The sequence below is a fragment of the Allorhizobium ampelinum S4 genome (genome assembly GCF_000016285.1).
Classification (GTDB): domain Bacteria; phylum Pseudomonadota; class Alphaproteobacteria; order Rhizobiales; family Rhizobiaceae; genus Allorhizobium; species Allorhizobium ampelinum.
Window position 1 is genome coordinate 911,292 of the sequence record NC_011988.1, and the last position, 18,709, is coordinate 930,000.

The window sequence follows — 18,709 nt, forward strand, 5'->3', positions numbered from 1 at the left end:
AGCCCGTGCCAGTTTTGTAAAATTCCGGCGAATGCCGCGTGTTTTTCTAGCGAGAGGTGAGTTTTTAAACGTTAAGTTGATGAAATTGAATGCATAAAAATAAAAGTGAAATGTATCGCATTTTTTCGAATTGCCGGCGGATCAGCTGAGGGCGCTCGAAAATCAGCCGAGGTACTCGTCTAATTATTGCGCAGTGCTTATTTACGTGGCGAAAAAATTGCCCGAAATCCGTTCAAATTTCTTCTGGTCTCGCAGATGTTGCAAGATGGGCGCGCACCGGGAATTGCCCGGCATAGGAGGCGAGTTTGGCAGGATCGAAGACAAAACCATCGATGAAACGGTCCCCCTCGCGCAGTCCTTCTACCCGTAAATCGTCTTCTGCCAACTGATCGGGCAGCCCAAGGGCGGCGCGGTAGATATCCGGGCGAAACGCGCTGGCTGCTTTTTCCACATCGGCTTCGTCGTAGCGCGCCTGTCCCCAGCGGATCATCTGGCTATAGATCCACAAGGCCTGGCTTGGGCGAGGGTAATTTGCGTGCTCGGCATGGAAGCGGAAATAGTCGTCGATGACCCGGCGATTGCCTTTGGCATCCAGATGGAAGACACCACCCAGCACATGGCGGATGATGTCGCCAGGCGCGCCGATATAGCGCGGTGCGGAGAGCATTTCGGCCAGCGCATCGCGGTTGTCGGGTGCGTCGCACCAGCGGGCAGCCTCATCGAGAGCCGTGATCAACCTGTTAACAGTCTCCTGGTTTTCCGCCGCCCAATCCGGGCGCATGCCCAGCACTTTTTCAGGGGCCGACGGCCAGATGTCCTGCTTGGCAGCAACGATCCGGCCAACGCCGCGCTCTGACGCCACCATGTTCCAAGGCGCGCCGACGCAAAAGCCATCGATGGCGCCTGCGGCCAGGGCATCGGAGGTGAGCGGCGGCGGTACCACGACCAGCTTCACATCGCGGTCCGGATCGATGCCGCCAGCGGCCAGCCAATAACGAAATTCGTAATTATGCGAGGAAAACGGATAGGTCATGCCCAAGGTCGGCATGGGCTCACCGCGTTCGCGCATGGTCTCCAGCACACGGGCCAGCGCCCGGACATTGTCCAGCGCGCTTGCCTGCGCTGCAACCAACCCGGTTTCTTCCATCCGCTGAAACAACCGGATCGACAGTGTGATGGCATTGCCACCCTGTCCCAGCGAGAACGCCGTAATCGTTGGGGAGGGGTTGGAGCCAAGGCCGAGCATGGAAGCGACAGGCATTGGCGACAACATGTGGGCGACATCGAATTGCTGGAAAGCCAGACGGTCACGCAGATTGGCCCAGGACACGTCCTTCACCAGCTCCAGCGTCAGACCATGGCGCGCCGCAAAGCCGAATTCAACGGCTGCGATCAGCACTGAGGCATCGACCAGCGGAATGAAGCCAACGCGCAGGTGACGGGTTTCCGTCCGGCCTGCGACCGCTGCGGAAAGAATGGTCGTCTGTGTGGCGGCCTCGGTCATGGTCTGGCGTCCTCACATCAAAAGGCTGGCGGCGGTGACAACGCTCTGGGCGATCTCCACCATTTTCTTTTTCTCGTTCATGGCGCTTTGCCGCAGCAGGGCGAAAGCCTCTTCTTCCGAAAGGCCACGCATTTTCATCAAGATACCCTTGGCCTTCTCGATCACCTTGCGCTCTTCCAGCGCCGTGCGCGCTTGCGTCAATTCGCGCTGCAATCGCTCAAAGGCCCGGAACCGGATGACGGCCATATCGAGGATCGGCTTGACACGCTCCTTGCGCAACCCATCGACGATATAGGCGGACACTCCGGCATCGACGGCAGCAGCGATCGATTCCGTATCGGCCCGGTCAACGAACATTGCAATCGGTCGGCTGACGCTGCGGCTCAGTTGAAACAGATGCTCCAGCATATCGCGATTGGGGCTTTCCAGGTCGATGATGATCACATCTGGCGCCAGCGTTTCGATGCTGCGGGCGATACCCTGGACCTCGTTGATAACAGTGACATGCAGATGTCCTGCCTCCCGCAGCCCTTCTTCGATAATCGAGGCGCGGATGGCATTTTCATCGATGACAAGAATGGTCAGGTCGCTGTGGGTCACGCATCAGGCTTACCGCACTGCGAAATACTTGACAATTGCATTGCACACCAATGATCCTGACAAGGTGTCCAAAAGGATCGTCGCTCGGCATGATTTGTGAGCATGACAGTTAGTCGGTGTGATGATTTTCTTGATGAGGCAGGGTTTTAGGACTGCGATCAACTGTTTTGGAGAAAAATCGCGCCGGTATAGAGTGATTTAAGCAGAGACTCCTTGGGTAACCAGGCAAGGTCTGGTTAGATAGGTTGATCGCAGACTTGACGCCTCTATCCTTTCCATATGTGAATGGAGGCTGGAGATACGCAAAAAACAAGATGCGTAAAAACAAAGGGCTATAGCACGTTAAATTGCTGCATGATTTTCTCCTGACATCAGGTGGGATTTAAGGAATCATGCAGTGGGGGGAATGCATGGTGACCGTGCGGTCGATTGCTGTGCATGGCCAAAAGGTGAGGTTGGACGAGATCTATGCAATTCGCTTTGTTCCAGGATGTTAAAAACACTGCCAGGCTTGCGTCCTGCCTGTTCTCTCTCGTTGTCGTCTCTATGCTCGGAACGAACATTGCCCAGGCAGCCGATTGCCGAAGCGGCCCAGCCAGCAAGGTGGATTGGTCAGAATGCCGCAAACGGCAGTTGATGCTGGGCGGAAGCGACCTTCGCGGTGCCAATCTCTATGATGCGGACTTGAGTTTTACTGATTTGAGCAATTCCAGTTTGCAGGCAGCCGATCTGGAAAAGGCGACGTTGATCCGCGCCTCTTTTGCTGGCGCCAATGCCGACGGAGCGAAATTCGACCGTATCGAGTCCTATCGCGCTGAGATGTCGGCAATGTCTGGAGTGGACGCCAGTTTTGTCTCCGCTGAAATGCAGCGCGTCAATTTAGGTGGCGCCAATCTGGCTGGTGCAGACTTTACCAAGGCGGAACTCAGCCGGGTCAATTTCGAAAAATCCATCCTGATGGGAGCCAAGTTCACAGTGGCAAACCTGTCCCGCGCCAGTTTCAATTTGGCGCGGCTGGATGGTGGAGTCGATTTTGAAGACGCATTCCTGTTTCGCACCCGTATTGAAGGTGTGGACCTGTCGACAGCCAAAGGGCTGAAACAGGACCAGGTCAACCTTGCCTGTGGCGATGCAAAGACCAAGCTTCCCGCAGGCCTGACCAATCCGTCCGATTGGCCCTGTCCTGCGGATTAATAATGTCCTGCGGATTAATGTCGCGTGGATTATTGACTGGCAGCGTTCAGCGCAAGATCGGTTCGCCGTGGAAGCGGCGCTTTGACGGTTTGGAAACGCCGAAGCCGACCTCCATCATCAAGCGTGGCTTAGCCGTTGGCACAGTACCCATATGGAAGCCGAAAGGGTCTTCGACAAAGCCCGATCCTGCTGGTCCGGTAAGTGTGACAGCGCTGTCCTTGCCGTAATAGTCAAGCACTTCTTCCGCCGGGTGGCCGACCAACAAGGTCAACTGGTGTTTCAGCCGGCGGCGGCGATGGCTACCCTTGACGTAAATATGCGGCCCTGTCCCCTCATCAACGCTATTGATATTAAAAAAGAATTTCAACATGCGCCAGTCGTCGAGGTCGAAATGAAACTTGTCGAGCGAGGCCATGCTGCGGTCTTTCTCGGTGGCGGCAGTGGGAAAGCTCCACCAGAGACGGGTGGTGATCAACTGTGCCTGGCCGCCGAGATAGTTTTTGGCGATATCGATCAGCAACGGATCTCTTTGAATGGCGACAGCCGCTTCGCAATTCAATGTCCGCTCGAACAAGTGACCGCTCAGGATTGGGCGTCCGAATGTCTTCTCGGCTTCGGCATGATCGCCTGCCTTGAATTCCAGTCGCCGGTCGAAGTTGCCGAAGCAGGGCGTTTTTAACGCATGGTCATGAATGGATTCATGGATGTCGCTTGGCAATTGCAGGCCGGTGAAAATTCCGTCCTTGCGCAAGGCAAGCGTGGCGGATCCGCTGTCTGCCTTGAACATGCTGGGTTGGGTGTTGGAGCCTGGTTTGTGCTTGCGAGCTGTCAGCCAATGCAACTGCCGACCCGGCATGGTTCTGGCCAGCATAAACATTGGCAGCCAGGCAGGGTTTTCCTTCACGTCGGCAATATATGTCGGAATGCGCACAGCCATGCGTCGAAAGGCACTACCTTTGCGAGCGATGGATTCGAGATCCTGCGGGTTCGATTCAATTGTCTGCATCACTGAAGTCTCCTGGCGAATGCTGCCAAACAGCACGATTCGATGGATAGGAGTTATGCGTCACCCACGCCTGACACAGAACATTACATTGTGGCGAAATCGTGACATTTCTTTTATTTCAATGAGTTAGAGTATTTTCTGGCAAAAAAACGCTTGCTTTCGCAGGTGTGTTTGAGGCAGGAAAATAAACCTTACTATTGTTTGAGTAACGAGCCCTTGTCACAGGATCATGAACAACCATGCTTGATCGCTTTTTTGGCAGTAACAACCTATCGGGTGTATTTCGCTCGAAAAAAATGGCTATTGGCGTTATGGCATGGCTTTTTTTAAATGTCGCAAATCCAACATTTGCAGACTGGCAAGCGGTCGAGCAGATTGCGACTTACCCCGTTTCAGGTCAAAGCGGGCCGCAACTCTATCAATCCATCGGAGAAAAAGGCCCGGTTATCGGCACTGACAAACGGATACATGTCATTGCTCATACCACATTCAAGCTGACATGGACACGCAAATATGTGCCGCATGGCAGCACTTGTGTGCTGGAGACGGCCATTCCCAAATTGACTGTTATCTATACGCTGCCTCGTCCATCCCAGTCGCTTACAAGTCCGGTTCGGGAAAACTGGGCAAAATTTATCGCCGGGATTGAGACGCACGAGCGTGTCCACGGGCAAAACATCAAGGACATGGTCAAGGCGATCGAGGCGGCAAGCATCGGTCTGACCGTGCCGGATGATCCCGACTGCAAGAAGATCCGCACGGACCTGACAAAGCGCCTGGGAGAAATCTCCGATCGAAAGCGTGAGCGGGATCGGATCTTCGAGCAATCCGAAATGGCGCCGGGCGGGCCGATCCAGCAGCTTATTCTGGCGCTGGTCAATGGTGGCTAAAAGCTGATTAGCCTGCGTCTCTGGTCGTGAATGCCTTTACTTCTTGGAGCAGCCATTGTGAAAAGGCCGCCAGCGGCTTCGATAGCGGCCTGTTGTCGGGTGATACAAGATAATAATTGCTCTGGCTGTTGACGCTGTGCTGAGATGCCAGGACAAGCTGACCGCTTTCCAATTCCGGCCCGATCAGAAATAGCGGCATCAGCGCAACGCCAAGCCCGGCAATGCAGGCTTGGGCCACATTCATGAACTGCTCGAAACTCATGGCGGCGCGCGGCGTGGCGGTGATGCCGAGACTGTCGAACCAATGATCCCAGGCCAGCGGTCTCGACTTCATCTGGATCAGCGGCAGGTCGGCCAGATCGCTGTCCGCTTTGATATGGTGGCTGACTAGAAAAGCCGGGCTGCACACCGGGGCAACGGTCTCGTCCATCAGGAAGGTGCAGGTGGCACGCGGCCAGTTCGGCTTGCCGATATGGATGGCAGCATCCAATTGTTCGGCATCGAAATCAAATATGCCGATGCGGGTTGCGAAATTCAGGTTGATATGCGGATGGGCGGCGACAAAGCTGGAAATACGCGGCAAAAGCCAGCGTGTCCCAAAGGTCGGGAGAATGGCGATGTTCAGGGCGTTGCCCTGCGAGCCGGTCATGGCTTCCAGGGAAGCATCCTGAATCAGAGACAGTGCGGACTGGACGGCGCGGTGAAAATTCTCGCCACGCGGCGTCGGGACCACGCCGCGACCATTGCGCAGGAACAGTTGCGTTCCCAATTGCTCTTCAAGCGTTTGGATCTGCCGGCTGATCGCGCCCTGCGTCAGGTTCAATTCGCTGGCGGCAGCGGAAAAACTGCCCAGCCTCGCCACGGAGTCCAGGGTGACAAGAGCGCTGGTGGACGGCAGCAGGCGGCGTTGAATGAGCTTCATCAGCTATGATTATAACTCATATCCCGTTTCGTAAACATTGTTTTGCGATTCCGGTTTGATCTGCGAGACTGAGTTAGAACGCATTTCCGGACGCAAAACCGCTACACACTTTTGCTGGAAATGCTCTAAGAATTTTTGATACGAGGATGCCATGAGCTTTGTGTGGGACGATCCCTTTCTGCTGGAAGACCAGTTGAGCGAAGAAGAGCGGATGATCCGCGATGCGGCGGCGGCGTTTGCCAAGGCTGAACTGAGCCCGCGCGTCGAGGACATGTATCTCAACGAAAAAACCGAGCGCGGACTGTTTCCACTGATGGGCAAGGCGGGCCTGTTAGGCGTCACCCTACCGGAAAAATATGGCGCGGCGGGTGCCAATTACGTCAGCTACGGGCTGGTGGCGCGCGAAGTAGAGCGGGTGGATTCCGGCTTCCGGTCGATGATGAGCGTGCAATCCTCTTTGGTGATTCATCCGATCTTTGCCTATGGCTCCGAGGAGCAAAAAGATAAATATCTGCCGGGTCTGGTGTCCGGTGAGTTGATCGGCTGCTTCGGCCTGACCGAACCCGATGCGGGCTCCGATCCGGGTGGCATGAAAACCAGAGCCGAAAAGATCGAGGGCGGTTATCGCCTGCGCGGTTCTAAAATGTGGATTTCCAACGCGCCAATCGCGGACGTGTTTGTGGTCTGGGCGAAATCCGAGGCGCATGATGGCGCCATTCGCGGCTTCGTGCTGGAGAAGGGCATGAAGGGCCTGTCCGCCCCGAAGATCGGCGGCAAGCTGTCGCTACGCGCTTCAATTACCGGCGAGATCGTCATGGACGGCGTTGAGGTTGGTGAGGATGCCTTGCTGCCTGGCGTCAGTGGGTTGAAAGGCCCATTCGGCTGCCTGAACCGGGCGCGCTATGGTATTTCCTGGGGCGTCATGGGCGCTGCCGAAGATTGCTGGGTGCGCTCGCGTCAATATGGTCTCGACCGCCATCAGTTCGGCAAGCCGTTGGCCGGGATGCAGCTCTATCAAAAGAAGCTCGCCGATATGCAGACCGAAATCGCGCTGGGCTTGCAGGCATCGTTGCGGGTTGGGCGGTTGATGGATGAGCATAAGCATGCGCCGGAAATGATTTCCCTCATCAAGCGCAACAATTGCGGCAAGGCGCTGGACATTGCCCGCATGGCCCGCGACATGCACGGCGGCAACGGTATCCAGATCGAGTATCACGTCATGCGGCATTCGCAGAACCTGGAAACGGTCAATACCTATGAAGGCACCCATGATGTGCATGCGCTGATCCTGGGCCGCGCCCAGACCGGTATCCAGGCATTTTTCTGAGGACGGATCGATGTCGAATGCGCCACTTTCGGGATTGAAGGTCATTGAACTGGCCCGGATTCTGGCCGGTCCCTGGATCGGCCAGACGCTGGCCGACCTCGGCGCTGATGTGATCAAGGTGGAAAGCCCGCAAGGCGACGATACCCGTAGCTGGGGACCGCCGTTCATAGACGACGGCGTGGAAAAGGCCGCTGCCTATTTCCATGCCTGCAATCGCGGCAAACGGTCGATCACGGCGGATTTTACCAGGGCTGAAGATATCAAAACCCTTCGCGATCTGATTGCCTCCGCCGATGTGGTGATCGAGAATTTCAAGGTTGGCGGTCTTGCCAAATATGGCCTCGATTACGACAGCCTGAAGGAGCTTAATCCTAGGTTGGTCTATTGCTCCGTCACCGGCTTTGGCCAGGATGGGCCTTATGCGCAACGTGCCGGATATGATTTCATGATCCAGGGCATGAGCGGCATCATGGACCTGACCGGAGAGCCAGACGGTGCGCCGCAGAAGATCGGCGTTGCCTTTGCCGATATCTTCACCGGGCTTTACGGGGTCATCGCTATTCAGGCGGCGCTGGCGCAACGTCTTCAGACCGGGCGCGGTCAGTTCATCGACATGGCACTGTTCGACTGCATGTCGGCGGTATTGGCCAATCAGGCGATGAATTACGCAGCGTCAGGCATTGTGCCGAAGCGCATGGGCAATAACCATCCCAATATTGCGCCCTACCAGACCTTTCCGGTTGCCGATGGCCATATCATCATTGCATGCGGCAATGATGGCCAATTTGTCCGGCTGTGTGGTGTGCTGGGCCTTTCTGAGCTGGCGACAACACCTGAATTTTCCACCAATTCTGCCCGTGTCGCCCATCGGGATCAATTGACCACCGTGATGGAAGACAAGACCCGGCAATTCGAGCGCAACGACCTCTTGGCGCGGCTGGAGGCGGCGACCGTTCCGGCCGGGCCGATCAACACGGTGGCGGACCTGTTTGCCGATCCGCAATTTGCCTTCCGGCAAATGAAAATCATCCCGGATGGCGTGCCGGGTATCCGAACCCCCATCGTCTTTTCTGAAGCCGAGCTTGAGACGACGAGGCGCGCACCGCGCCTGGGAGAGCATACGGCTGAGGTGCTTGCGGAGATACGGCACGACAAGGATTGAAAGGGGCTGGTTTCCTTTTGGTTTCTATGGGTTGGAAAACTGCCGTCTTGCATGGGGCGCTGGCGTGTGATCTCAAAGCGTCCATCATTCACTGACGGGATTTGCCATGAAAATCTTTCTTTCCATCGTCGCGCTGTCGCTCAGCCTCGCCTCGGGCGTTTTTGCACAGGAGCCGGTTCGTGGCGTTGATAATGCCGAAGCGCTGTTTACCAGCCCCGATCCGGTGCTGAACCGCAACAAGCAGACGACGTATAAGATCCTGAAGGAACTGCTGGAGGCCAACCACTGGGACCGCGCCGATCTCTATCTGACCGAGCGCTACATTCAGCACAATCCCAATGCGGCCTCGGGCCGTCAGGGCGTGATCGATTATTTCACCAAGGTGCGAAAAGTCACGCCGTCGCCGATCCCGGAAAAGATGCAGACCAAAGTGGTCTCGGTGGTGGCTGAAGGGGACATTGTCACTGTTGCCTTTCCCCGCGAACTGAAGGATCCGAAAGACCCGACCAAGACCTATACCACGACCTGGTTCGACAGCTGGCGTTTCGTGGACGGCAAGGCGGACGAACATTGGGATTCGGCGACCAAGCCCTAATATGATCAGTCGTTGAAGATGCCTGATCATATTCCTTTTGCAAATCTCTCAAGCCCCGGCTGCCTTTGAGAGATTTGCAATGTCTTCAAGGCGAGGATGCGTCAGCATCTTCGAGCCTTTCGACAACATCGTGGATATCCCTAGATTTGCCGTGATATTTGTCAGGGCCGGGCGTAGGGTGCCGCCGATTTGACGGTTGGCGGAGCAGGATGTGACGGAAAATTCGCGTGCGCGGTTCAGGGAGCTTTGCAGCCCCGTTGGCCATTATCCCGCCGGACCGCTCAACGCCATTACCGATGTCACCGGCGTTTCGGTTGGTCATATGACCTTGATCGACGGAGATCGGACGCGGACTGGTGCCACTGCTATCCTTCCGCATGGCGGCAATCTGTTTCAGGACAAGGTACCTGCCGGTTTCGCCGTTTTGAATGGTTACGGAAAATTTGCCGGTAGCACCCAGATCGTCGAGCTTGGCGAGATCGAGACCCCGATTGTGCTGACCAACACGCTTGCGGTCGGGCGCGCCATCGAGGCGATCAATCTTTATACGCTGGCCCAGAAGGGTAACGAGCGCGTCACCTCGCTCAACGCCGTGGTCGGAGAAACCAATGACAGCCGCCTGAATGATATCAGCGCTGCCCGTCCCGATGTCACGGAGATTAGCGCGGCGATTGTGGCGGCACAGCCTTGTCCGGTAGAGGAGGGTGCTGTTGGCGCTGGCGCGGGAACCGTCGCTTTCGGGTTGAAAGGCGGTATCGGCACCAGCTCGCGGCTGGTTGAGATCGGCAATGCCCGATATACACTCGGCGTTCTCGTGCAGTCCAACTATGGCGGCCATCTCATCGTTGCGGGCAAGCCCTATCGGTCCGATACGGCTCACGACAGGGATGGCTCCATCGTCATTGTGGTGGCGACCGATGCGCCGCTTTGCGCGCGCAATCTGACCCGGTTGGCAGAACGCTGCTTTGGCGGCCTTGCCCGCACTGGTGCTGCGCTCAGCAATGGTTCGGGCGATTATGCACTGGCCTTTTCGACGGCACAGTCGGTCCGGCGCACGCCAGCCCGCCGAAAGGCGATGATGAGCGTTGAACAGCTCTCCAATGACGTTGTTTCGCCGCTTTTCGAGGCTGTGATCGAGGCAACCGAGGAGGCGATCCTCAATTCACTGACCATGGCCGTTTCCATGACCGGCGTTAATGCCGCGACGGGAAAGCCTACCGTTGTTTCCGCCATTTCTCTCGACACGATCCGTCGTCTCTGACGCTTTTACCGCATGACAGGAGTTTGCATGTCCAATCCCGCCCTTCGCACCGTTTATCTCAATGGCGCCTTCCTGGCCGAAAACGAAGCGCATATCTCGATTTTTGACCGTGGCTTTCTGTTTGGTGACGGCATCTATGAAGTGACCGCCGTGCTGGACGGCAAGCTGGTTGACAGCGCCCTGCACATGACCCGGCTGGAGCGCAGCGTCGGCGAAATCGGCGGGCATCTGCCGGTATCGACGGATGAAATCGTTGAGATTGAGCGGCGGCTTATTGCCGAGAACGGCTTGAAGGAAGGGATGATCTATCTGCAATATACAAGAGGTGCAGAAGATCGCAATTTCCTCTATTCCGAGGATCTCGCTCCGACCTTGCTGCTGTTTACCCAGTCAAAATCGCTCGACGTTGCCAGCGTTATGGAAAAAGGCCTGAGGGTCAAAACCGTGACGGACCAGCGCTGGGCGCGACGCGATATCAAAAGCGTCTGCCTTCTGCCGCAGGTTCTGGCCAAGCGCGCCGCCAAGGCCGAAGCATGTGACGAAGCCTGGATGGTGGAAGACGGTTTCGTGACCGAAGGCGCGTCCTCGACGGCCTATATCGTCACCGCCGATGACAAGATCATCACCCGCGCCAATAGCAACGCAACATTGCCCGGCTGCACCCGGCTGGCGCTGCTGCAATTGGCAAAGGAACATGGGCTTGTTATCGAAGAGCGTCCCTTCAGCGTTGAGGAAGCGCTGGGGGCCCGCGAAGCGGCATTGACCAGCGCCTCGAATTTCATCGTGCCGATCACCAGCATCGATGGCAAACAGGTTGGCGATGGCAAGCCCGGCCCAGTGGTAACGCGGCTGCGGGCGCTCTACATGGAAAACGCCCGCAAGACGGCGATTTAATCGAACCTAGAGTTTGTCAGGGAAAGATGGAGCTTGGGTTTCCCTGACACGACGTTATCGTTTCTATTTGGGGCTTACCCCCCTCTGCCTTGCCAGGCATCTCCCCCTCAAGGGGGAGATCGACTCGGAGTGAGCGCTTCGCTTCACATTTACAGTTCACAGTGTCGGAAATCACCATGGTATCCGATAAAATGAATGGCAAAGCCTATCTGATCTCCCCCCAATGAGGGGGAGATGTCCGGCAGGACAGAGGGGGGGGTAACGACAAATCAGAGCGTTTGTGTTGTGTAGTATGGTTCACTCCGACCCTGACAAACGCTATCCCGCCCGCTGATACTCAATCATTCGGGCGCGAGCCAGAACCAGTTCAAGGCGGTTTTCACTGAGCATGTTCAGGCAGATCCGCTTGGTCCAGGGACCATCGTGAAGCGTGAAGAGGTAGCGACCGCCACCCAGCGCTTGCAACGGCATGGACTGGCGGGTTGGGCCGATGCCCATCACCAGCATGGAACCGTGGATTTCAAATCGGGCGCCTTCCGGCGAAAGCCAGGTGCCGGAAAGCGATGGCGAGATACCATCGTCCTTGGCTGGTCGGTAATGGCGCGGCCCATGGCCGACGTCGCCGATAATATCGTCTCCCTGCATTTTCAGCCGCAGCGGCGAGGTGGAAGAGCGCGAGGAAACCCAGCCGTCGCCGTCATCATAGGCCGCATCCTCGGCATCGAGTGCAATAATGCTGCTTGCCTTCACTTCAATCCAGTTCGGGCCGCTGTCTTCCACGTAAAGCCCGTCTTGGATTGCCCTCGACAAGCGTGGGAGGGGCAGGCCGAACAGCGCGATCATTGCAGACTGGGCAATTTTGGCGCCGTTAGTGTCCTCCCGGTTGGAAACGACGACGAAACCAACGCCTGTTTCAGGATCAAGCAGAAAATAGGTCTTGTAGCCCGGATGCGAGCCGCCATGACCAACAAAGTCCTTGTCGCCTAACCGTGTGCGGGCCAGTCCCAGCCCGTAACCGCTTGGCCTGCCATCGGCGAGCGGGCGCAGAGCGGCCATGGCTTCGAGCCGCCCGGCCAGCGCGCCTTCTCCCTTCAGCAGGGCTTGCAGCCATAGGGCAAGCGAGCGGGCGCTGCCCGTCATGCTGCCGGAGGCGGAAATATGCAGGCCAGCTGCGGAAAGCTGCCATTTCTGGCCGTCATGCCAATAACCTGGAGCAAGCCCGGCAACGACATCATTCCAACCCTCTGGCGCATCGAAAACCGCACCGGTTTCAGCGCCGGCACGCTGGATACAATCGCGGAAATAAATGCCCTTGCGCTCAAGCGCTGCTTCCACCAGCCTGTAGCCGGTATTGGAATAGGAAACTTCGGAACCTGGGGCAAAGTTAAGCCGGGTCTGTCGGCTGAGAAAGTCCAGCAGCGGCCCGCTTCGGGTTTCCGTATAGACCGACAGTCCAAGCAGGCTCAGCGCCTCTCGGGTATCCGGCAAGCCGCCACTCATATCCAGGGCGCGGCCGACGGTGACACTGGCGAGTGGTTCTTGCAGTTCCGGCAAATGCACGCCCAACCGATCATCAAGGCCGATGAGGTCTGGATGAGACAGAACCAGCGTACAAAATGCATGTTTGGTGACGGAGGCATAGCGAATGACACTATCCGGGGTAAAAGACGCCCCCGTGCTCAGGTTTTCAATGCCACCGCTTAACCCAAACCGGATGCCATCTAGGTCAAAACCGATCACCGCCCCACCGGGTCCGTCCTGCGTCCAAGGTTCAAGAGCGGCGTTGACGGTCCGTTCGGCGTCTTTCCAGTTTAACATCTGTTCCATTCAATCTTTTACCGCCGAAATATCCGCGACAATGATAGCGTTGTCATTTACCGCATCCATTTAGGTTGTATGACAATGCGCTTTGTCGCGCGAGACCGATGACAATACCGTCTTGCATCTGCTTCAATGGGTGGCATTTGGGGGTTAAATATGTCAAGCCTTTGATGCATTTGGATATTCACGAATCTTCGATGCGAGGATGTTTCGGCATGGCCGATGCATTTGGATGATGTGCAAGGATAGAGCGATGACACAGACCGTTCCCGTTTTCGATGGCCATAATGATGTGCTGCTGCGGCTGCGCCGTTCTGGCCGTCCCCATCCCTACCAGGATTTTTTGCAGGGCGGCGAGGCCGGGCATATTGATTTGCCCAAGGCGCGCCAAGGGGGACTGGCCGGTGGACTTTGTGCCGTATTCATTCCCTCGCCAAGCTTCAAACCTGATGACAACGGGGATTTCCAGGCCCCGGCCCAGCCGGAAGCGCTGAATGAGACGTTGGCCATGGCCCGGCTGCTGTTCGAAATCGAGGCGAATTCGGCTGGTCGCGTCAAGGTCTGCCGCAGTGCCGCCGATATACGGCATTCTCTCGCCAATGAAATCTTTGCGGCGGTTTTTCACATCGAAGGCGTTGAGGCCATCGCTGCCGATCTCGATGCCCTTTATGTGCTGCATCAGGCGGGGCTCCGCTCGCTCGGTCCTGTCTGGAGCCGGCCGAATATCTTTGCCCATGGCGTTCCCTTCCGCTTTCCATCCTCCTCGGATATCGGCCCCGGTCTGACGGATGCTGGCAAGGACCTGATCCGCGCCTGCAATGAGTTGAAGATCATGGTCGATCTCTCTCATATGAATGAACAGGGCTTCTGGGATATCGCCGGTCTTTCCAATGCACCACTTGTCGCTTCCCATTCCAACGCCCACGCGCTTTGCCCTCATAGCCGCAACCTCACCGACAGGCAGTTGGATGCGATCCGTGACAGTGGTGGTTTGGTGGGTATCAATTTCGGGGTGATTTTCCTGCGCGAAGACGGTCAGCGCAATCTCGATACACCGCTGGATGTGCTCATCGACCATATCGATTATATCGTGACGCGCATCGGCATCGACCATGTCGCACTCGGCTCAGACTTCGATGGCACAACCGTTCCCGCCGCCCTCAAGGACGCAACTGGTCTTCCCTTGATCGTCCAGGGGCTGGAAGCGCGGGGCTATGATGCGACCTCGATTGCCAAGATCTGCCATGGCAATTGGATTTCGGTGCTGGAGCGAACCTGGGGTGCTTAGCCCTCTCTTCGGCGAAATGAGATTTCGCCGGGCATTGACCTTAGTGCCAGTTCGGCAGTAATCTTCTCTCATTCACCAGGGGTGTCCCGCAAGGGGCTGAGATTCCGCTAGGCTTAACAGCAGCGCGGTGACCCGTTGAACCTGATCCAGTTCATACTGGCGTAGGGACGGTGCAAGCGCTGCAAAACCATGGCCCGTATTGGGTTGGCCCGTTATGGGTTGGTCAGGCGTCTTTCCATCATTCCGGCTATCATGACTGGGTCTCCAACCTGAACACTTGGAGCCTCAAAAATGAATATCGCCCCACAGTTTCCGACCCCCGAAGTCACCACCGGGACGCTTCCCGCCTCCGCCAAGGTGCATATTGCCGGAGAGATCCACCCGCAGATCCGCGTACCGATGCGCCAGATCACGCTGCACCCCACCTCCGGCGAGCCGCCGGTCAATGTTTATGACAGCTCCGGCCCCTATACCGATCCAAACGCCACCATCGCCATCGATGCAGGCTTGCCGCGCATTCGCGCCGAATGGGTGGTCGCACGCGGTGATGTCGAACCCTATGCCGGACGCCACGTCAAGCCAGAGGATAATGGTTTTGCTTCAGGCGAAAAGCTGACCCCGGAATTTCCGGTGCGCAATGCGCCCTTGAGGGCAAAACCCGGCCAAGCCGTAACCCAGCTTGCCTATGCCCGCGCTGGCATCGTCACCCCGGAGATGGAGTTCATTGCCATCCGCGAGAATATTGGCCGCAAAGCCGCCAAGGACGCGCTGATCCGCGATGGCGAAAGCTTTGGCGCGTCCATCCCGGATTACGTCACGCCAGAATTTGTCCGTCAGGAAGTGGCCATGGGCCGCGCCATCATCCCGGCCAATATCAACCACCCGGAAGCCGAGCCGATGATTATCGGCCGGAATTTTTTGGTGAAGATCAATGCCAATATCGGCAATTCCGCCGTCACATCCTCCATGGCCGAGGAAGTGGAAAAGATGGTCTGGGCGATCCGCTGGGGCGCCGATACGGTGATGGACCTCTCCACCGGGCGCAATATTCATAATATCCGCGACTGGATCATCCGCAATTCTCCGGTGCCGATTGGTACGGTGCCGCTCTATCAGGCATTGGAAAAGGTGCATGGCATCGCCGAAAACCTCACATGGGACGTGTTCCGCGATACGCTGATCGAACAGGCCGAGCAGGGGGTGGATTATTTCACCATCCATGCCGGAGTGCGCCTCTCCTATATCCACCTTACCGTCAACCGGGTCACGGGCATCGTGTCGCGCGGCGGCTCGATCATGGCCAAGTGGTGTCTGCATCATCACAAGGAGAGCTTCCTCTACGAGCATTTCGACGAAATCTGCGATATTTGCCGGGCTTATGACGTGTCCTTCTCGCTTGGTGACGGCCTTCGCCCCGGCTCGATTGCTGATGCCAATGATGCCGCGCAATTCGCCGAACTGGAAACGCTGGGCGAACTGACCAAAATCGCCTGGGCGAAGGATTGCCAAGTGATGATCGAAGGCCCCGGCCACGTGCCGATGCATAAGATCAAGGAGAATATGGACAAACAGTTGAAGACCTGCGGCGAGGCACCCTTCTACACGCTTGGTCCGCTGACCACTGATATCGCTCCCGGTTACGATCACATCACGTCGGGCATCGGGGCGGCGATGATCGGCTGGTACGGCACGGCCATGCTCTGCTACGTGACACCCAAGGAGCATCTGGGCCTGCCGGATCGCAATGACGTCAAGACCGGCGTCATCACCTACAAGATCGCGGCTCACGCCGCCGATCTCGCCAAGGGGCACCCGGCAGCCCAGGTCCGTGACGATGCATTGTCGCGCGCCCGTTTCGAGTTCCGCTGGGAAGACCAGTTCAACCTGTCGCTCGATCCAGACACAGCTCGATCCTTCCACGACGAGACCCTGCCAAAGGAAGCCCATAAGGTTGCGCATTTCTGCTCGATGTGCGGCCCGAAATTCTGTTCGATGCGGATTTCCCACGATATTCGCGCCGAAGCCCAGAAAGAGGGGCTGGAAGCCATGGCGGCCAAATACCGCGATGGCGGTGATCTCTACATGCCGGTCTCCGATGAGGAGAAACCGTCGGTGGGAGAATGACATGTCCATTCTGATCAAGGGGGCCGGCGTTGCCGGCCTCACATTGGCGTTTGAACTTGTTCAACGCGGTATTAATGTCGCGGTGCGCGATATCAAAACCTCGGTAGGGCAGGGGGCTTCTCACTATGCAGGCGGCATGCTTGCACCTTATTGTGAGCGGGAAGCCGCCGAAGAGCAGGTTCTGACGCTAGGCCTTGCAGCTGGGGATTGGTGGGAACAGGCTTTGCCTGGCTCCGTCACGCGCAAGGGGACGCTGGTCCTCACCCCAAACCGCGATATCCAGGACCTGAACCGCTTTGCCAGCCGCACGCGTGGCTACCAATGGCTGGACGCCGATGGCATCGCCGCATTGGAACCGGATTTGGCCGGGCGTTTTCGCAAGGGCCTGTTTTTCGCGGATGAAGCCCACCTCGATCCGCGCCAGGCATTGGACGGTCTTTATCAGGCGTTGGTGCAGCAGGGTGTCTCTTTCTATCTCGGGCCGGATGCCGAGCTTGATACCAGCCGCTTTGACAGCATCGTCGATTGTAGCGGTGCTGCCGCGATCGATACGATTGAGAACCTGCGCGGGGTGCGCGGCGAAATGATCTATCTGCAAACAGCAGATATAAGCCTGAGCGGCCCCATCCGGCTGCTGCATTCGCGCCATCCGATCTACATCGTGCCACGCGACAACAATTGCTTTATGGTCGGCGCCACCATGATAGAGGCGCGGGATGACGGTCCGATCAGCGCGCGGTCTCTCATGGAATTCCTCAATGCTGCCTACACGTTGAACCCGGCTTTCGGCGAGGCCCGGCTGATCGAGACTGGCGTCGGCATTCGCCCGGCTTTTGCCGATAATCTGCCGCGCATTGTCGAGACACCAGATGGCTTCGCAATTGCCGGAATGCACCGTCATGGCTTCCTACTGTCTCCCGCCATGGCCCGGCAGGCGGCGGACCAGATCGAACACGCGACATCAAATCAACCCACTCGGAGGGCGACCCGATGAAACTGATCGTCAATGGTGAGCCTTTGGACTGCTCAGCCCCCACTCTTTCGGCTCTTCTCAAGCAATTGGACTATGAGGGCGAATGGCTGGCGACAGCGATCAATGGCGATCTCGTCCACGCCGAAGACCGGCAGGGCTGCGCTTTGAACGAGGGTGACAGAATTGAAATTCTCTCACCAATGCAGGGAGGCTGACATGCTGACACTCTACGGAACCGAACTTTCATCTCGCCTGTTGCTCGGTACGGCCCGCTATCCGTCGCCCGCCATTCTCGCCGAGGCCGTGCGCCGCTCTAAAACCGAGATCGTGACCGTCTCCCTGCGTCGGGAAACCGCTGGTGGCAAAGCGGGCGGTGCCTTCTTCGAGTTGATCCGGGACTTGGGCGTGCGGGTTCTGCCGAATACCGCCGGATGCCACAGCGTCAAGGAAGCGGCGCTGACGGCTAAAATGGCGCGGGAGGTATTTCGCACCAACTGGATCAAGCTGGAACTGATCGGCCACCAGGACACTCTGCAACCGGATGTGTTTCAACTGGTCGAGGCCGCCCGCATACTGACGGAAGATGGTTTCGAAGTCTTTCCTTATACCACTGAGGATCTGGTGGTCGGTGAGCATCTCTTGGGCGCTGGCTGCAAAGTGTTGATGCCGTGGTGCGCACCAATCGGCAGTGCCATGGGGCCGCAAAATATCCCCGGTCTTCGTGCGATGCGGGCTGAATTTCCAGATCTTCCATTGATTGTCGATGCCGGCATCGGCCGGCCATCCCATGCCGCCACGGTGATGGAGCTGGGCTTCGATGCTGTACTGCTGAATACAGCGGTGGCCTCCGCTGCGGACCCAGCCGCCATGGCCGAAGCCTTTGCAAACGCCATTGACGCAGGTCACGGTGGCTATCTGGCGGGATTGCTGGAGCCGAGAGACATGGCCGTTCCATCGACGCCGGTTATTGGCAAGGGAGTTTTTGCATGAAGCTCGATCCATTTTACCTGATTGTCGATAGCGCCGACTGGATCGAGCGCTTGATTCCTCTTGGCGTAAAACTCGTGCAGTTACGTATGAAGGATATCGTCGAAAGCGATCTGCGCGCCCACATTCGAACTGCGAAAGCCATCTGCCAAGTCCATGAC

The 18,709-nt window shown here is 57.2% G+C and carries 18 protein-coding genes and 1 riboswitch (1 of these 19 running past the window's edge); of the genes, 13 read left to right on the plus strand and 5 right to left on the minus strand.

The genetic code is table 11. The features are described from left to right. Window positions 1-232: 232 nt before the first annotated feature. Together AVI_RS21150 and AVI_RS21155 are read right to left on the minus strand one after the other, a co-directional pair. A complete protein-coding gene (locus AVI_RS21150) occupies window positions 233-1,504 on the minus strand; it encodes a CmpA/NrtA family ABC transporter substrate-binding protein (RefSeq protein ID WP_012654180.1) in 1,272 nt (423 codons plus the stop codon). A 12-nt stretch (window positions 1,505-1,516) separates the two neighbouring features. Beyond that, window positions 1,517-2,104 (minus strand): ANTAR domain-containing response regulator, encoded by a 588-nt coding sequence (locus AVI_RS21155; RefSeq protein ID WP_012654181.1) that lies wholly within the window; start codon window positions 2,102-2,104, stop codon window positions 1,517-1,519. A gap of 468 nt (window positions 2,105-2,572) precedes the next feature. Between AVI_RS21155 and AVI_RS21160 the strand changes: the two genes are divergently transcribed. After that, on the plus strand, window positions 2,573-3,298 hold the full coding sequence (locus AVI_RS21160) for a pentapeptide repeat-containing protein (RefSeq protein WP_012654182.1): 726 nt from the start codon (window positions 2,573-2,575) through the stop codon (window positions 3,296-3,298). 46 nt (window positions 3,299-3,344) lie between these two features. Here AVI_RS21160 and AVI_RS21165 read toward each other — a convergent pair whose 3' ends face one another. Further along, window positions 3,345-4,304, minus strand: a complete 960-nt coding sequence (locus tag AVI_RS21165; protein ID WP_012654183.1) for a phytanoyl-CoA dioxygenase family protein — start codon at window positions 4,302-4,304, stop codon at window positions 3,345-3,347. Window positions 4,305-4,543: 239 nt separating this feature from the next. On the opposite strand from AVI_RS21165, the gene AVI_RS21170 reads away from it, so the two are divergent. Beyond that, window positions 4,544-5,194 (plus strand): DUF922 domain-containing Zn-dependent protease, encoded by a 651-nt coding sequence (locus tag AVI_RS21170; RefSeq protein WP_012654184.1) that lies wholly within the window; start codon window positions 4,544-4,546, stop codon window positions 5,192-5,194. 7 nt (window positions 5,195-5,201) lie between these two features. On the opposite strand, the gene AVI_RS21175 is transcribed toward AVI_RS21170, so the two are convergent. Continuing rightward, complete coding sequence (locus AVI_RS21175; RefSeq protein WP_041698618.1) at window positions 5,202-6,116, minus strand: LysR family transcriptional regulator; 915 nt, start codon at window positions 6,114-6,116, stop codon at window positions 5,202-5,204. Window positions 6,117-6,267: 151 nt separating this feature from the next. Here AVI_RS21175 and AVI_RS21180 point away from each other — a divergent pair, with 151 nt between their 5' ends. From AVI_RS21180 to AVI_RS21200, 5 genes are all read left to right on the plus strand, one after another. Further along, window positions 6,268-7,443, plus strand: a complete 1,176-nt coding sequence (locus AVI_RS21180) for an acyl-CoA dehydrogenase (protein ID WP_012654186.1) — start codon at window positions 6,268-6,270, stop codon at window positions 7,441-7,443. Between the two features lie 10 nt (window positions 7,444-7,453). Continuing rightward, window positions 7,454-8,605 carry a CaiB/BaiF CoA transferase family protein gene (locus tag AVI_RS21185; protein ID WP_012654187.1) on the plus strand — a complete coding sequence of 384 codons (1,152 nt, stop codon included), beginning with the start codon at window positions 7,454-7,456 and terminating at the stop codon, window positions 8,603-8,605. A gap of 106 nt (window positions 8,606-8,711) precedes the next feature. After that, window positions 8,712-9,200 carry a nuclear transport factor 2 family protein gene (locus tag AVI_RS21190; protein WP_012654188.1) on the plus strand — a complete coding sequence of 163 codons (489 nt, stop codon included), beginning with the start codon at window positions 8,712-8,714 and terminating at the stop codon, window positions 9,198-9,200. Between the two features lie 211 nt (window positions 9,201-9,411). Then, window positions 9,412-10,461, plus strand: a complete 1,050-nt coding sequence (locus AVI_RS21195; RefSeq protein WP_012654189.1) for a DmpA family aminopeptidase — start codon at window positions 9,412-9,414, stop codon at window positions 10,459-10,461. Between the two features lie 27 nt (window positions 10,462-10,488). Then, window positions 10,489-11,355, plus strand: a complete 867-nt coding sequence (locus tag AVI_RS21200) for a D-amino-acid transaminase (RefSeq protein WP_012654190.1) — start codon at window positions 10,489-10,491, stop codon at window positions 11,353-11,355. A gap of 318 nt (window positions 11,356-11,673) precedes the next feature. On the opposite strand, the gene AVI_RS21205 is transcribed toward AVI_RS21200, so the two are convergent. Beyond that, the gene (locus tag AVI_RS21205) at window positions 11,674-13,182 is read right to left on the minus strand and encodes a serine hydrolase domain-containing protein (protein WP_012654191.1); all 1,509 of its coding nucleotides are present in this window, start codon (window positions 13,180-13,182) and stop codon (window positions 11,674-11,676) included. Window positions 13,183-13,429: 247 nt separating this feature from the next. Here AVI_RS21205 and AVI_RS21210 point away from each other — a divergent pair, with 247 nt between their 5' ends. The 6 genes from AVI_RS21210 to AVI_RS21235 all read left to right on the plus strand — a co-directional run. After that, on the plus strand, window positions 13,430-14,464 hold the full coding sequence (locus AVI_RS21210) for a dipeptidase (protein ID WP_012654192.1): 1,035 nt from the start codon (window positions 13,430-13,432) through the stop codon (window positions 14,462-14,464). A 67-nt stretch (window positions 14,465-14,531) separates the two neighbouring features. Next, a riboswitch (TPP riboswitch) is annotated at window positions 14,532-14,650 on the plus strand. A gap of 105 nt (window positions 14,651-14,755) precedes the next feature. After that, a complete protein-coding gene (gene thiC / locus AVI_RS21215) occupies window positions 14,756-16,588 on the plus strand; it encodes a phosphomethylpyrimidine synthase ThiC (protein WP_012654193.1) in 1,833 nt (610 codons plus the stop codon). A gap of 1 nt (window position 16,589) precedes the next feature. Beyond that, window positions 16,590-17,582 carry a glycine oxidase ThiO gene (gene thiO / locus AVI_RS21220; protein ID WP_012654194.1) on the plus strand — a complete coding sequence of 331 codons (993 nt, stop codon included), beginning with the start codon at window positions 16,590-16,592 and terminating at the stop codon, window positions 17,580-17,582. Further along, window positions 17,579-17,776, plus strand: a complete 198-nt coding sequence (gene thiS / locus AVI_RS21225; protein ID WP_012654195.1) for a sulfur carrier protein ThiS — start codon at window positions 17,579-17,581, stop codon at window positions 17,774-17,776. The genes thiO and thiS overlap by 4 nt, the downstream gene beginning before the upstream one ends. Window position 17,777: 1 nt before the next feature. After that, window positions 17,778-18,551, plus strand: coding sequence for a thiazole synthase (locus AVI_RS21230; protein WP_012654196.1), 774 nt, complete (start codon window positions 17,778-17,780; stop codon window positions 18,549-18,551). Next, a protein-coding gene (locus AVI_RS21235; protein ID WP_012654197.1) for a thiamine phosphate synthase crosses the window boundary here: on the plus strand, window positions 18,548-18,709 show its start. It continues 450 nt past the right edge of the window; the window shows 162 of its 612 coding nt (coding positions 1-162); it begins with the start codon at window positions 18,548-18,550; its stop codon lies beyond the right edge, outside the window. The genes AVI_RS21230 and AVI_RS21235 overlap by 4 nt, the downstream gene beginning before the upstream one ends.

What these genes read in the sequence shown, in the direction of transcription:
- AVI_RS21180 (WP_012654186.1), top strand. Translation starts at nt 6,268, where the DNA reads ATGAGCTTTGTGTGGGACGATCCCTTTCTGCTGGAAGACCAGTTGAGC.
- AVI_RS21205 (WP_012654191.1), bottom strand. Translation starts at nt 13,182, where the DNA reads ATGGAACAGATGTTAAACTGGAAAGACGCCGAACGGACCGTCAACGCC.
- AVI_RS21160 (WP_012654182.1), top strand. Translation starts at nt 2,573, where the DNA reads ATGCAATTCGCTTTGTTCCAGGATGTTAAAAACACTGCCAGGCTTGCG.
- AVI_RS21190 (WP_012654188.1), top strand. Translation starts at nt 8,712, where the DNA reads ATGAAAATCTTTCTTTCCATCGTCGCGCTGTCGCTCAGCCTCGCCTCG.
- AVI_RS21175 (WP_041698618.1), bottom strand. Translation starts at nt 6,116, where the DNA reads ATGAAGCTCATTCAACGCCGCCTGCTGCCGTCCACCAGCGCTCTTGTC.
- AVI_RS21150 (WP_012654180.1), bottom strand. Translation starts at nt 1,504, where the DNA reads ATGACCGAGGCCGCCACACAGACGACCATTCTTTCCGCAGCGGTCGCA.
- AVI_RS21185 (WP_012654187.1), top strand. Translation starts at nt 7,454, where the DNA reads ATGTCGAATGCGCCACTTTCGGGATTGAAGGTCATTGAACTGGCCCGG.
- thiS (WP_012654195.1), top strand. Translation starts at nt 17,579, where the DNA reads ATGAAACTGATCGTCAATGGTGAGCCTTTGGACTGCTCAGCCCCCACT.
- AVI_RS21230 (WP_012654196.1), top strand. Translation starts at nt 17,778, where the DNA reads ATGCTGACACTCTACGGAACCGAACTTTCATCTCGCCTGTTGCTCGGT.
- AVI_RS21210 (WP_012654192.1), top strand. Translation starts at nt 13,430, where the DNA reads ATGACACAGACCGTTCCCGTTTTCGATGGCCATAATGATGTGCTGCTG.
- AVI_RS21200 (WP_012654190.1), top strand. Translation starts at nt 10,489, where the DNA reads ATGTCCAATCCCGCCCTTCGCACCGTTTATCTCAATGGCGCCTTCCTG.
- thiC (WP_012654193.1), top strand. Translation starts at nt 14,756, where the DNA reads ATGAATATCGCCCCACAGTTTCCGACCCCCGAAGTCACCACCGGGACG.
- AVI_RS21170 (WP_012654184.1), top strand. Translation starts at nt 4,544, where the DNA reads ATGCTTGATCGCTTTTTTGGCAGTAACAACCTATCGGGTGTATTTCGC.
- thiO (WP_012654194.1), top strand. Translation starts at nt 16,590, where the DNA reads ATGTCCATTCTGATCAAGGGGGCCGGCGTTGCCGGCCTCACATTGGCG.
- AVI_RS21165 (WP_012654183.1), bottom strand. Translation starts at nt 4,304, where the DNA reads ATGCAGACAATTGAATCGAACCCGCAGGATCTCGAATCCATCGCTCGC.